This window comes from Curtobacterium flaccumfaciens pv. betae (genome assembly GCF_026241855.1).
Taxonomy (GTDB): Bacteria; Actinomycetota; Actinomycetes; order Actinomycetales; family Microbacteriaceae; genus Curtobacterium; species Curtobacterium flaccumfaciens.
The window spans coordinates 73,418-85,485 of record NZ_JAPJDC010000002.1 but is presented as its reverse complement, the minus strand read 5'-3'; the positions used below and the strand labels follow the sequence as shown (position 1 = coordinate 85,485).

At 65.5% G+C, this 12,068-nt stretch carries 13 protein-coding genes and 1 pseudogene; 5 read left to right on the top strand and 9 right to left on the bottom strand.

Annotated features, from left to right (window positions below):
- Window positions 1–188 (bottom strand): annotated as a pseudogene (locus tag ORG17_RS17955) (uracil-DNA glycosylase); the annotation flags it as partial.
- Complete coding sequence (locus tag ORG17_RS17950) at window positions 185–1,351, bottom strand: TDT family transporter (protein WP_250892527.1); 1,167 nt, start codon at window positions 1,349–1,351, stop codon at window positions 185–187. The gene ORG17_RS17950 and the pseudogene ORG17_RS17955, both read right to left, overlap by 4 nt.
- A 63-nt stretch (window positions 1,352–1,414) precedes the next feature.
- On the opposite strand from ORG17_RS17950, the gene ORG17_RS17945 reads away from it, so the two are divergent.
- Complete coding sequence (locus ORG17_RS17945) at window positions 1,415–2,347, top strand: LysR family transcriptional regulator (RefSeq protein WP_301630874.1); 933 nt, start codon at window positions 1,415–1,417, stop codon at window positions 2,345–2,347.
- On the opposite strand, the gene eno is transcribed toward ORG17_RS17945, so the two are convergent.
- The 6 genes from eno to ORG17_RS17915 all read right to left on the bottom strand — a co-directional run bounded on the left by eno (window position 2,332) and on the right by ORG17_RS17915 (window position 6,538).
- Complete coding sequence (gene eno / locus ORG17_RS17940) at window positions 2,332–3,666, bottom strand: phosphopyruvate hydratase (protein WP_214527695.1); 1,335 nt, start codon at window positions 3,664–3,666, stop codon at window positions 2,332–2,334. The two genes, ORG17_RS17945 and eno, sit on opposite strands and share 16 nt — an antisense overlap.
- A gap of 161 nt (window positions 3,667–3,827) precedes the next feature.
- Window positions 3,828–4,313 (bottom strand): inorganic diphosphatase, encoded by a 486-nt coding sequence (locus ORG17_RS17935; protein WP_214527705.1) that lies wholly within the window; start codon window positions 4,311–4,313, stop codon window positions 3,828–3,830.
- A 26-nt stretch (window positions 4,314–4,339) separates the two neighbouring features.
- Window positions 4,340–4,711, bottom strand: coding sequence for a fluoride efflux transporter FluC (locus ORG17_RS17930; protein ID WP_214527696.1), 372 nt, complete (start codon window positions 4,709–4,711; stop codon window positions 4,340–4,342).
- Window positions 4,708–5,118, bottom strand: a complete 411-nt coding sequence (locus ORG17_RS17925) for a CrcB family protein (RefSeq protein ID WP_214527706.1) — start codon at window positions 5,116–5,118, stop codon at window positions 4,708–4,710. Before ORG17_RS17925 ends, ORG17_RS17930 begins: the two co-directional genes overlap by 4 nt.
- 89 nt (window positions 5,119–5,207) lie before the next feature.
- A complete protein-coding gene (locus ORG17_RS17920) occupies window positions 5,208–5,951 on the bottom strand; it encodes a 2,3-diphosphoglycerate-dependent phosphoglycerate mutase (RefSeq protein WP_301601463.1) in 744 nt (247 codons plus the stop codon).
- On the bottom strand, window positions 5,948–6,538 hold the full coding sequence (locus tag ORG17_RS17915; protein WP_250892529.1) for a universal stress protein: 591 nt from the start codon (window positions 6,536–6,538) through the stop codon (window positions 5,948–5,950). Before ORG17_RS17915 ends, ORG17_RS17920 begins: the two co-directional genes overlap by 4 nt.
- A gap of 134 nt (window positions 6,539–6,672) precedes the next feature.
- Between ORG17_RS17915 and ORG17_RS17910 the strand changes: the two genes are divergently transcribed.
- The 3 genes from ORG17_RS17910 to ORG17_RS17900 all read left to right on the top strand — a co-directional run bounded on the left by ORG17_RS17910 (window position 6,673) and on the right by ORG17_RS17900 (window position 10,308).
- Entirely contained in the window at window positions 6,673–6,840 is a 168-nt protein-coding gene (locus tag ORG17_RS17910; protein ID WP_214527698.1) for a hypothetical protein, read from the top strand.
- A gap of 190 nt (window positions 6,841–7,030) precedes the next feature.
- Window positions 7,031–7,627, top strand: coding sequence for a recombinase family protein (locus tag ORG17_RS17905; RefSeq protein WP_214527699.1), 597 nt, complete (start codon window positions 7,031–7,033; stop codon window positions 7,625–7,627).
- Window positions 7,628–7,914: 287 nt separating this feature from the next.
- Entirely contained in the window at window positions 7,915–10,308 is a 2,394-nt protein-coding gene (locus ORG17_RS17900; protein ID WP_214527700.1) for a hypothetical protein, read from the top strand.
- A 122-nt stretch (window positions 10,309–10,430) separates the two neighbouring features.
- On the opposite strand, the gene ORG17_RS17895 is transcribed toward ORG17_RS17900, so the two are convergent.
- Entirely contained in the window at window positions 10,431–10,775 is a 345-nt protein-coding gene (locus ORG17_RS17895; RefSeq protein WP_214528036.1) for a histone-like nucleoid-structuring protein Lsr2, read from the bottom strand.
- A gap of 108 nt (window positions 10,776–10,883) precedes the next feature.
- Here ORG17_RS17895 and ORG17_RS17890 point away from each other — a divergent pair, with 108 nt between their 5' ends.
- Window positions 10,884–11,915: a PDDEXK nuclease domain-containing protein gene (locus ORG17_RS17890; protein ID WP_214528037.1), complete on the top strand. Its 1,032-nt coding sequence runs from the start codon at window positions 10,884–10,886 to the stop codon at window positions 11,913–11,915.
- The last annotated feature ends 153 nt before the right edge of the window (window positions 11,916–12,068 follow it).

The window sequence follows — 12,068 nt, the reverse complement described above, 5'->3', positions numbered from 1 at the left end:
GCTGCGTGCGCTGCGGCGATGGTCTGGGGGCCGGGCGACTGCATCAGGACCAGGACGCGGCTGGACCTGCCGCCGGATCGTGGGTCGAAGCTCGGGACGAACCGTCGGCTGCCGTCGGGTGCGGTCCGCCACGTCTCCGCGAGACCGTTCAGCGATCGAACGTCAGCGAGTTCCTCGGGGGTACTCATGCCGGCTGTGGCGGTGCCAGCAGGGTGCCACGGATGACGGATCCGTGAAAGGTGCGAAGGGCAACGGTGATCCATGCGGCGACGAGGCCGGCGTAGTAGATGACGGCGAGGACGGCAACGACGGTCAGGCCTGAGTGCAGGGCGAGCCCGTTGAGTCCGGTGACGCAGGTGCCGACGGGGAACGTGAACGACCACCAGGTCAGGCTGAACGGCAGGTGTTCGCGGGCGGTCCGGACAGTCACGGCGAGGGCGATGACGGTCCACAGCAGCGCGAAGCCGAGCATCGCGAACCCGTACACCAGCGCCACGATCAGGAGCGCGTGGGCGGTGGAGGCATCGACGACGGTGGGGGCGTTCGAGGCGAGGAGGTTCACCGCCGTGATCGACTGTCCGACCGGTCCGAGGACGATCCACAGGGTCGGCACCATTCCGGCGGCACCGACCTTGTGGAGCGCGAGCCGGTTCCAGATCAACGTGATCACGACCAGCGACGTCACGAGACTGAGGCCGAAGAAGCCGTAGCAGGACCACAGCAGTGTCTCGCGCCACTGTCCGGCGGGGGCGTAGGGCAGGAGGAGCGCGCCGGTGGACGCGGACACCATCGGCGGGACGATCGGCATCAGCCAACCGCCGAACGCGGAGTCGGGCGTGTTCTCGTGGCGGGTGAACGCCAGGTACGGCACCAGGACTGCCGTGAGCAGTCCTCCGATGGTGCCGATGGTCCACAGGACCCAGTCGATGGTCACGGCGGCGGGCAGGCCGATCCAGTCCTTGCCGAGCAGGAGTGTCCCGGCGCCGACGGTGAGGAACGCCATCGGTGGTGCGCCGTAGAAGTGGGAGATGACCGGGTTGAGGTGGTGCCCGGCTGCGGTGCTCCGGTAGCGGATCCAGTGCAGCACCGTCGCGATCGTGAGGGCGACGAGGAGCACCGCGGCGATCGCCCACACGACCGTCGCCGCGAACCGGAGTCCCGGGAACTGCAGTGGGAGTGACGCAGCTGCGACGGCGACGATGCCCGTGCCCATGATCGACGCGAACCAGTTCGGTGTGAGATTCGACACGATCAGGCCCGGCCGCTCCAGATCGCGGAACAACGCCGTCTGCGGCCGTTGGGGCAGCTGGCTACCGTTCGCGGGTGCAGGGTCGGTGCGGAGCGTTGTCATGGGCCAAGCCTGCGCGAATCCTGCCTCTGGCGGTACCGGGAACCTCTTGGCGGGGCACAATCAATGATTGTGGCACTACGGCGACTCACGGACCGAACGCTCGACCTCGACACACTCGACGTGCTCGCACGCGTCGCCGAGACCGGCTCCCTCTCCGCTGCCGCTGGAGCGCTCGGCGTCACGCAACAGGCAGTGTCTGCTCGGATCCGGGTCGCCGAGCGCATGGTCGGTCACTTGTTGGTGCACCGCTCGACCACGGGGTCGGTGCTGACCGAGACCGGCCGGCTCGTCGTCGGGCTGGCCGGACCGGTCCTCGACGCGTCTCGCCACCTCGAGGCAGGAGTGGCTGCGCTGCGGACTCCGACGGGTTCGCTCGTCGTCGCAGCGTCACAGACGATCGCGGAGCTGCTGCTGCCGGGCTGGCTGCTCGAATTCCGACGCCGCGAACCCGACGTGCGGGTGCGTCTGATCGCGGGTAACTCCGCCGCGGTGACGGACCTCGTGCAGTCGGGTGGCGCGGACCTCGGGTTCACGGAGACCCCGGTGACGGCGGCAGGTGTGTCCGCGCAGGTGATCGCGGACGATGAGCTCGCGGTCGTCGTCGCGCCGGGCCATCCCTGGGCTCGGTCGACCGGGATCACGGCGGAGGTCCTGGCGGCGACGGCTCTGCTCCTGCGGGAAGAAGGCTCCGGGACTCGCGCGACCCTCGCCGCATGGCTCAGGGAGGCCGGTTTGAACATGTCGGTTCCGGCCGCGGTGCTGGAGACCACGAGCATCATCCGGGCGAACGCGCAGGCTGGAATTGCACCGGCGGTGATGAGCCTTCGCACGGTCGCCGCCGACATCAACGACGGGTCGCTGGTGCGGGTCCCGCTCGCTGGGCCGCCACTTGCCCGGCCATTGCGGGCGATCTGGTCGGGAGAGCCCCAGCCAGCTGGTTCTGCTTTCCTGCGCGTCGCCCACGAGGTGGCCGGGCGGGGTCAGCGCAGCCCGTAGGGCAGCTCCGGATTGTTCTCCGCGATCTCGGTGAGCCGGTTGTACTTGGCGACGCGTTCTCCGCGGGCGGGTGCGCCGGACTTGATCTGCCCGGTTCCACTGCCGATGACGAGGTCCGCGATGAACGTGTCGGTGGTCTCGCCGGACCGGTGCGACACCATGCTCCGCATCCCGAGCGAGCGTGCGACGCCGATCGCGTCGAGGGTCTGGGAGACGGTGCCGATCTGGTTCGGCTTGATGAGCGCTGCGTTCGAGAGCCCGTCCTTCCCGCCATCGCGGATGCGCTGCGGGTCGGTGACGTAGAGATCATCGCCGACGATCTGGAGCATGTCGCCGAGCGCGGACGACATCGCCTTCCAGCCGCCGTGGTCGTCTTCGGAGAAGCCGTCTTCGATGCTCCGGATTGGATACCGGCTGATGAGGTCGCGGTAGTAGTCGACCATGCCTGCTCGGTCGAGCCGGCGGTCCACGACCCGGTAGCTACCGTCACCGAGCGCGAACTCGTTCGCCGCCGGGTCGAGTGCGATCGCGACGGAGTCGACGCCGGGCTCGTAGCCAGCGGCACTGATAGCGGCGACGAGGAGGTCGAGGGCCTCCTCGGGCGCGGCGATCGATGGGGCGAAGCCGCCTTCGTCGCCGAGACCGAGACTGCCGAACCGTTCCCGGACCAGTGCCGCCAGTGCGTGGTAGACGTCCGAGCCGATCCGAACCGCGTCGGTCATGGTCTCGGCGTTCACCGGGGCGATCATGAACTCCTGGAAGTCGAGCGCGTTCGCTGCGTGCGCTCCGCCGTTGAGCACGTTGAAGTGCGGGACGGGCAGGCGGGGCGTGCTGCCGGTGACGTCTGCGATCCAACGCCAGAGCGGCAGCTCCGCTGCGGCGGCGAGAGCGCGTGCCATCGCGATCGAGGTCGCGACGACACTGTTCGCGCCGAGCCGGCGGTAGTTCGGAGTGCCGTCGAGGGCAGCGAGGGCGGCGTCGGCCTGCCCGATCGAGGTCCACGACTGGCCGGTGATCATCGGTGCGACGTCCGCCGTGATGAGGTGCAGTGCCTGGCTCACGTCGCGGCCGCCGTAGCTGCTGCCGCCGTCGCGAAGCTCGACAGCCTCATGCGCGCCAGTGGATGCGCCTGCGGGGGCGTCACCGGTGACGACGGTGCCGTCCTCGAGCTCGAGACGCACCTGGATCGTCGGGTAGCCGCGGGAGTCGAGGATCCGGGAGCCGTGCAGGCTGCTGATGGTGACGGGGCGGCTGGTGTGGGTCACGTACTCGCCCTGATGGTGGGTGGTGTGGTGGACGTTGCTGATGTAGTCGTTCATGGCGGTTGTCGCCTTTCGGGTTGGTCGTGCGGGTGTGGGCCGCGGGGAGGCGGAGGGACGACCTCCTGGCGATCACTGGGCGCCAGTTGCCTCCCCACGGCGGTTCAGGGCGCGCACTGGATGGTGTCGGGTGCGCGGGTGCGCGGGTGCGCGGGTACCGGTCAGGGGTGCGGGGTGAACCGTTCCTGTGCGGCGCGGATGATGGCTTCGGCGTCGACACGGTTCGCCCACCCGTTGGTGGTGACGTGCTTGCCGTGCTCGATCTCCTTGTAGTGGGCGAAGAAGTGCTCGATCTCCGCCAGGACCGGCTCGGCGACGTCGGAGATGTCCTGGACGTGGTCGAAGCGGACGTCTCCGGCGGGGACGGTGAGGATCTTGTCATCGCCGCCGTTCTCGTCGACCATGCGGAGCATCCCGACCGGGCGGACGTCGATGACGACGCCGGGGAACGTGGGCCGGGGCAGCAGCACGAGCGCGTCGAGGGGGTCGCCGTCATCGCCGAGAGTGTCGTCGATCGAGCCGTAGTCCTCCGGGAACACCATGCTGGTGAACAACGCCCGGTCCAGGCGGATCCGTCCGGTGGCGTGGTCGACCTCGTACTTGTTGCCGCTGCCGCGGGGGATCTCGATCGTGATGTCGAAGTGCATGAGCTGTTCTTCTCCCAGTCGGATGGTCAAGTGAGGGTGCCGAGGGTGACGCCTGCGGCGGCTGCGGCGACGGAGACGACGAGCATCCCGAGCCCGTTCACGGCAGCCGCGGTGGTGCGCCCGGTGCGTGCGAGGCGGACGGTCTCGAAGCTGGCGGTGCTGAACGTGGTGTAGCCACCCATGAGCCCTGTTCCGAGCACCGCGACGGGGGTAGCGCCGAGGTGACCGGCGGCGCCGGTGATCAAGCCCAGCAGGAACGAGCCGGTGATGTTGATCGTCAGCGTCCCGACCGGGAGCCGGAACTGCCGACCCCGGTTGATCGCACCATCCACGAAGAACCGTGCGGCCGCGCCGACACCGCCAGCGACAGCGACGCTGAGGAAGGCCAGGGCGCTCATGATGTGGCTCCGTTCGGTCGGACCAAGCCCGCGATCGCGAGGCCGCTACCGGTGGCGATCGCGCCGGCGAGGACCGTCAGGAGCCCGTACCCGGTGCCGGACAACCCGCGGCCGTCGAGGAACAACACCGCGGTGCTGGTCGCGAGGGTGCTGTAGGTGGTGAACCCGCCGAGGACACCGGTTCCCAGAAGCAAGCGCAGTGTCCGGCGGCGACCCTCGTCAGGTCCGCGATGCGCGAGGTGTTCCAGCAGCACACCGAGCAGGAGCGCGCCGGCGATGTTGATCCAGAAGATCGCCCAGGACACTCCGTGCTGAGCGGGGAACGCGGTGCTGAGTCCGTCGCGTGCGGCGGTACCGATGGCGCCGCCGAGTGCGACGACACCGAGGTACCGCCACCGCAGATGCACTGGCCGGGCGATACGTTCCGGGTCGTTGGCGTCGATGTCCGGGTCGGGCGGGAGCTGCCCATCGGGCAGGTCCGTGTCCGTTCGGGCGGTCATGTTCCACCTTCCGCAGCGACCGCTGCCGCTGCTGCTCGTGCTGCCGGATGCAGGTACTCCCCACCCCGCGGACAGAACCCTCCGTCGCCGTCGAACCGGTAGATCAGGGGTTCGCCGGTGGGGAGGTTCAGGTCCGCGAGCTCACGGTCGGTCAGGCCGTCCATGCAGGCACACAGTGCCCGCAGTGAGTTGCCGTGTGCGACGACGAGCACTGTCTGCCCGTCGCGGAGTGCCGGGGTGATGCGGTCCGACAGGACGGGTTGGACCCGGCGGATGACGTCGGAGAGTGTTTCGGTTCGACGAACTGCCGCCCACGGCAGTCCACGAAGCGCCGGCGTCCGCCGGAGCGCCAGCCACGCGCGGATCGACATGCGTGGCGGCCGACCCGTGCGGGTCCTCCGAACAGCGAAGAACTGCTCCGCCCCCAACGCGGCTTGCGCATTTTGCTTGGACATGCCGGTGAGGGCGCCGTAGTTCCGCTCGTTCAACCGCCACGTCGACTCGATCGGCGCATCACGTCCGAGGACGTCGGTGACGAGCTCCGCCGTGTGGAGCGCCCGCTCGAGCGTCGACGTGAGCACGAGGTCCGGTCGGATGCCGGCATGCAGAAGGAGCAACCCAGCCCGATTCGCTTCGGCGGTGCCCTGTTCGGTCAGCGCGACGTCTCGCAAGCCGGTGAAGGTGCCGGCAGCGTTCGCGGTGCTCTGTCCGTGGCGGAGCAGAACAAGCTGGCCGGTCACGGGGTGTCCCACGGCAGTGGGGCATCGAACCCGACCGGATCAACGGGCACTACGAGCACTGAACGGTGCTGCTGATGGGTCAGCCGTGCCGCGACCGACCCCGTGAAGAACTCCGCGATTCGACCCGCTCCCGTCCTGGCCCCGACGACCAGCATCGCCGCGTCGCGGTCTTCGGCCACCTGCGACAGTGCCCGGCTCGGATCCCCAACACCCGGGACGAACGTGACGTCGACGCCGTAGGTCGTTGCGGCAGCACGTACTGCCGCCTCGTCACTGTCCGACAAGCCCTGCGGTGTCGTGTCAGCGGTATCAGGGTCGATCGGTTCCACCATCACCGACCCGTCCGAGCGCGTACCGGCATCGATGAGCGATGCATCCACGCTGACGCACACCAGCGTCGTACCGAAGCGGCGCGCGATGGACGACGCAACCTCGATGACACCCGGAGCGAGGCCGGGCAGGACGCCGACGACGACCGGTCCGGTACCGATTGGTGCTGTCATGACACTCCCTACCTCAGGCGCGCAGAAGCGCGACCAGCTGAGATAGGGACTGTTGTCGACAACTGTCGAGGTTGGGTCCGGCAAGCCCCACTACCGGGTCCGAAGACACCACCAGTATGCACCCGAACCGAAAGTCACGCGGGCCGTCTCGCGCACCCGCGACGTCCCGACACCGAAGGAAGCGATTCCGACGACACGGAGCGAAGCTGCCCACAGCCATGCTCACGACGGAACACGTCATCGAGATGGCCGCGAACTCCGGCACCAACACACCCGCACTAATCGTGTGCGCTCTGTTCGTCTGGACCATCTCCAGCGACAAGCGCACCAAGCGGGTCGTGAAGATCCTCAACGCCATCGCGCGGATCTTCAACCGCCGGAACTAAAAATCGCGCCCGCCGAGTCTGCGGGGAGAGCTCTGCCTTCACTTCGTACCAAAAACCTCCGTTTGTGGCACATCTCTCGCTCCGGGGCGCGCAAAGCACGCCGCGCCGGCGTTGCACGTAGCGGAACTCAGTGCCGGTTTCTACGTGCCGTTTCCACTGCCGTCTGACGGGTTCCGCTACGTTCTGACTCATGGGTGAGCTTCTCGGGTACGCGCGGGTGTCAACAACCGATCAGGACGCGGCGCTGCAGCTCGACGCGTTGAACGCTGCCGGCTGCTACCGGGTGTGGGTCGACACAATGTCCGGATCGCTCGAGCACCGTCCGGAGCTCACGAAACTGCTCGATCAGCTCCGACCAGGCGACACCCTCGTCGTGTGGCGGCTCGACCGGCTCGGGCGATCCATCCGGCATCTGATCGACCAGCTGCAGGCACTCGGGGAGCGAGGTGTCGGGTTCCGATCCTTGCAAGAGACGATCGACACAACCTCACCCGGCGGCCGGCTCGTGTTCCACGTCTTCGCCGCTCTGGCCGAGTTCGAACGGGATCTCATCCGAGAACGCACGCACGCCGGCCTCACGGCTGCTCGAGCTCGAGGGCGGAACGGCGGTCGTCCGCCCCGGTTGTCGGCCGATCAGGTACGAACTGCCACGCGCCTGTACGAGCAACAGGACATGACGGTTGCGCAGATCGGCGACGTTCTCGGAGTCAGTAGGACCACGGTGTACAGGGCACTCCGGCGCGAGAGTGAACCAGTCGCGGGTCGACGTCGCAAGACGTCCAGCTGACCATCGGGCACCGCGCGGTCCGTGCGACCGGTGCGCACGGGGTGTCGCGACATGTCTAGAGCCAAGATCAGATCTGTCGCGGAACCCCCTGAACCGACCCCTTGACCGCGGCTCTCAACCGAAATGGGGCCGTGGTGTTGGGGCATACCCCACACCACCATCGCCAACCGACAGCCGATGGGGGTGGTGCTGGTTCGGGACACTGGCCGTCGAGCCGCGCGGACGGCGCGCCCCGTGATTGCACATCTCCGACGCCTCAAAGCGCAGGTGCGTGCAAGTATCTGTCCATGAACAGGTTCCTGGACTCTGAGCGGCTGAATGGCCCCCACGCTGCTCGTATCAGTGCGCGCCCGATGAGGATTGCGATTCCCGTCAACACTAGCGACTCGTCACAGTTTCGCGCCGCCATTGATCTGGAGTGCCAGCTGTGGGGTGGGGCCGCGAACGTGATCCTTCCGATCGGGGATTCAGGTCGCGTACCGGAGCTTTATCGTTCTATCTTGCCTGGGTCTCAAATTGACCGCATAAATGGCATGGGCTACGACCCCGAAATGGCCATCGAGGAAAGTCCTCGGGTGGGTGGATTTAGAGACGTATCACGGTCTCAGCTGGCAGTGGGGCTGCTCAATTACCGAGAGCAGGGCAAGGTCGCACCCCTTCAGATCGTTGACCTTTCCGACGGCGACCCGTGGCGGGACATCTATGCTGCATGCTTGGGGTCCCTTCCAGCGCAGATCAACCAGGAAATCATCCGCTCCGGCAACTGGCTACCCGAACTGGACTTTTCAGACTTCCTCGAGGTGCGACGTGAGGCAACTCCCGGGTCCCTCGAAGACCTATTAGCGCGCACTTGGTCACGAGAACCTCTAATTACACCACGAAAGCTTTCAATGACAAAGTTGTCCTATGCGGGCACTGCAAGTAGCTCTCTCCGATCAGGTAAAGCGGTACTGCCTGACCCTCGCGCTGCCCGGCTCGACGCCGGTCCCAACGTCCTCGTGATATGCACCCCCGGTGCAATGGAGGACCTCGCACTATTGTGGAACTTGCGAGCTGCGCACGGAGACTTTTATGCCACACCCCTGGGAGTTCCGAGTACTGCCCTTTCTGGTGAGTCCATCCAAAAAGTACTTATGGCGTCAGGCCTGGCACGAAATGGTGTTGCGGTATCCTCACTGTACGTGACTAGTGCAAGTATTGACGCGAACGTCTTACAAGAGATGATTGGTAACGCTTCCCAGGTTGCGGTAAGACCACCGTCCGAGATGTTGATGTTCGGCACTGTTCTGGGAATGAGTCGCGATGAAATCCTCATGTGGAAAGACGGTCGAGCGTCCTATAAGCCGCTTGATCAGTCGAGTTACCAGGACGTGGTCAAAGCGAGAAATATTAACGACCTCTTGATGATGCAGTATGACGTCTCAGTCGAAGATGCTCCTCTGCCTTTGAGTGGGGATTACAGAGTTGATCCGCTCAACGGAGCCTTCTATAACGACTCCCATACCGTATGGTCCTCTCCCGCGGCGGGGTTGACGATTTCAGCCGTGGAGTGGCCGTCTCGTGGACTCATAGCAAGCAGCTTGGCCTCCGTCCGAGGCATTGAGTTGAGGGAATCCGCACCGGGTATTGCTGCCCGTATCTTGGTCGACATGCTCGGCGATCTGCACGACGTATACCTGCTGTGCCACGAGCCACTGCTCAAGCTGTTGGAATCTATGGCAGCGCGGCAAGGATTCAATTGGTATAAGGAACGCCTCCGGCAGGCGGGGGTGAATGCTCACGATGCTGTGGCGGTAGGGCAGTCCGTCGATGACCTTCCTGAGAAGTCTTTCCATGACTTCAAGCGAGCATTGCGCAATAACGAAGCGGCTACAAAGTTTTGGCTCGTGTGGGCCGAGCGTTCGAGTGTGGTTATCAAAGGGTTTTCCGTACAGTGCCCTCGGTGCGGGGCTAAGCAATGGATACCGGTCGGAAACTTCGCACCGCCGATTGTCTGTCGTGGTTGCACGGAGGCAATCGAGTATCCATTCGGCGATCGGCCAGTCATAGATTTCAAGTATCGTCTCAGTGAGCAGGTCCGCCGAGTGTATGAAAGCGACGCGATGGGGCACGTTCTTGCCGCCCGATTCTTTACGTCTATATTCGACTTTGGGACCCGAAGCCAGCTAATCGGTATGCATCCTGGAATGAGCGTAAGTCACCTCGAGGTGTCTAACGAGATCGGCGAGGCCGACTTGCTGATGCTGACGCGATGGGGAGAGTTCGTTCCGATCGAAGTGAAGCGCACAGCGTCGGGGCTGACGGGAGCTGAACTCGAGAAGCTTGCAACACTGAGTTCGGCGTTGCAGTCGCCTTGGAGCGGAGTGGCTTCGTGCGAGTACGCTGTCGATGCCGAGCTAACCCAAGGAACTTCCTTGTCGGTTCGGAATTCGGACGGTACCTATGCGCGGGTCGCTTTGTCCTACGACCACATGCTTGACGCTCACCCCATGTGGGCCCTGGGCGATGATCCATTCGAACAAGCGCCACTGAGCAGGGATGACATCGCTGCGCGTGAAGAAAAGTTCGTCGCTTTTCTGGTCGCTCGCGCGAAAGAGAGTAATTTCGACTGGCTTGCCTATTCCATGCTCCGGCGGCGGGCGAAAGGAGAGTCCGGTTCGGGTCCTGAGGCGAGGGAGTGAATCCGTCACCTCTGGGCGGCTCAGTTAAACTTCACAAGCTGACGTAATTCCGCCGTATCCGCGCCAACGAGAAGAGCCGGCCGCCCTCGAGGGCGGCCGGCTCTTCTCGTGGGGGAGTGGCGTCAGTGTGCGGCGTTGTATGCGTCGCGGACAGCCTGGCTGATGCGGCCGCGGGAGGAGACCTCGTGGCCGTTCGCGTTCGCCCACTCGCGGATCTTCGCGAGCTCTTCCGAGTTGCCGCGCTTCGGCGCGCTGCCGGCACTGGTGCGGCCAGCGCGGCTGGTGACTTTGCGTGCGGCGGCGATGTAGTCGGAGAACGCGTCGCGGAGCGCGTCTGCGTTGTCGTCGGTGAGGTCGATTTCGTAGTAGGCGCCGTCGAAGCCGAACGTGATGGTGCGGCCCTTGCCGTCCTCGATGGTGTCGCCGGTGAGGTCGTCGACGAGGTGCGTGGTGACTTTTTGCGCCATGGGAGGTCGCCTTTCGCTCGGGGATCCTCTCCAGCCTGGCATAGGTGATCCCGTAGAACGCTTCGTTCGTTCTTCGTCCGATCGGCTGGTCGGGCAGACTGAGCGGTGATGTCTCATTCGTCGCCAGCCGTATCCGGGTATGCCGCTGCTCTTGCCGAGGTGAAGCAGCAAGTGCGTGCTGCCCGATTTGCGGCGCAGCGCCGCGTGAATACCGAACTCATTCGTCTGTACTGGGGGATCGGTGCGACGATCCTGCAGCGCCAGGGCGATGAGGGGTGGGGGAGCAACGTCATCGGCCGGCTCGCGGCGGATCTGCGTGCTGAGTTCCCGGAGATGAAGGGCTTCTCCAGGGCGAACCTGTTCTACATGCGCCGGTTCGCGGGGGAGTGGTCGGCGGATGCGGTTGTCCAACAGGCTGTTGGACAACTGCCCTGGGGGCACATCACTGTCCTCCTTGACCGGCTCGACGATCACGAGCTCCGGGACTGGTACGCCGGACAGGCGGCCGCGAATGGGTGGTCGCGGAACGTCCTCGAGCACCAGATCCGTAGCGCAGCGCACAGCCGGCTGCAGGCGGCGCCGACGAACTTCGCCGAGGTCCTGCCGCCGGGGGACTCGGATCTGGCGCAGCAGATCACGAAGGACCCGTACGTGTTGGACTTCCTCGCTCTCGACGGTGATGCGAAGGAACGCCACCTCGAGCAGGCACTGGTCGATCGGATCATCGACACCCTCCGCGAGCTCGGGGAGGGTTTTGCGTTCGTCGGCCGGCAGGTGCACTTCGACGTCGACGGGGACGACTTCTACGTCGACCTGCTGTTCTTCCACGTCGAGCAGCTCCGGTACGTGGTGATCGAGCTCAAGACTGGGAAGTTCAGGCCGGAGTACCTTGGCCAGCTCGGCTTCTACGTCGCACTCGTCGACGACAAGCTCCGCCGACCCCAGCATGCGGACACGGTCGGCTTGCTGCTGGTCGCGGACAAGAACGACGCCGTCGTCCGTTACTCCCTCGCGGGACAGCAGACCCCGATCGGTGTCGCCAGCTACGACCTCCTCCCGCCGGCGGTCCGCGCTGCTCTGCCGTCGGAAGCGGACCTCGCAGCCGCACTGGCGACGGAGACCGACACTCTCGAGTCCTGACCAGGGGTGTGTGAGCAGCTTCGCTCTGTGTCGTCCTCTTAGCTTCGCTTCGTGTCGCGTCGCTGCTTGCGGCTACGCAGCGTGGGTAGTTATCAGACGCAAGCCCCAGCACGTCGATCGCAGTTGCCGACTGATGGGAGCAGGTTTCCGCCC

Bases quoted from the DNA above. Each gene is read 5' to 3' on its own strand.
- ORG17_RS17950 (WP_250892527.1), bottom strand. From the start codon at position 1,351: ATGACAACGCTCCGCACCGACCCTGCACCCGCGAACGGTAGCCAGCTG.
- ORG17_RS17945 (WP_301630874.1), top strand. From the start codon at position 1,415: ATGATTGTGGCACTACGGCGACTCACGGACCGAACGCTCGACCTCGAC.
- eno (WP_214527695.1), bottom strand. From the start codon at position 3,666: ATGAACGACTACATCAGCAACGTCCACCACACCACCCACCATCAGGGC.
- ORG17_RS17935 (WP_214527705.1), bottom strand. From the start codon at position 4,313: ATGCACTTCGACATCACGATCGAGATCCCCCGCGGCAGCGGCAACAAG.
- ORG17_RS17930 (WP_214527696.1), bottom strand. From the start codon at position 4,711: ATGAGCGCCCTGGCCTTCCTCAGCGTCGCTGTCGCTGGCGGTGTCGGC.
- ORG17_RS17910 (WP_214527698.1), top strand. From the start codon at position 6,673: ATGCTCACGACGGAACACGTCATCGAGATGGCCGCGAACTCCGGCACC.
- ORG17_RS17905 (WP_214527699.1), top strand. From the start codon at position 7,031: ATGGGTGAGCTTCTCGGGTACGCGCGGGTGTCAACAACCGATCAGGAC.
- ORG17_RS17900 (WP_214527700.1), top strand. From the start codon at position 7,915: ATGAACAGGTTCCTGGACTCTGAGCGGCTGAATGGCCCCCACGCTGCT.
- ORG17_RS17895 (WP_214528036.1), bottom strand. From the start codon at position 10,775: ATGGCGCAAAAAGTCACCACGCACCTCGTCGACGACCTCACCGGCGAC.
- ORG17_RS17890 (WP_214528037.1), top strand. From the start codon at position 10,884: ATGTCTCATTCGTCGCCAGCCGTATCCGGGTATGCCGCTGCTCTTGCC.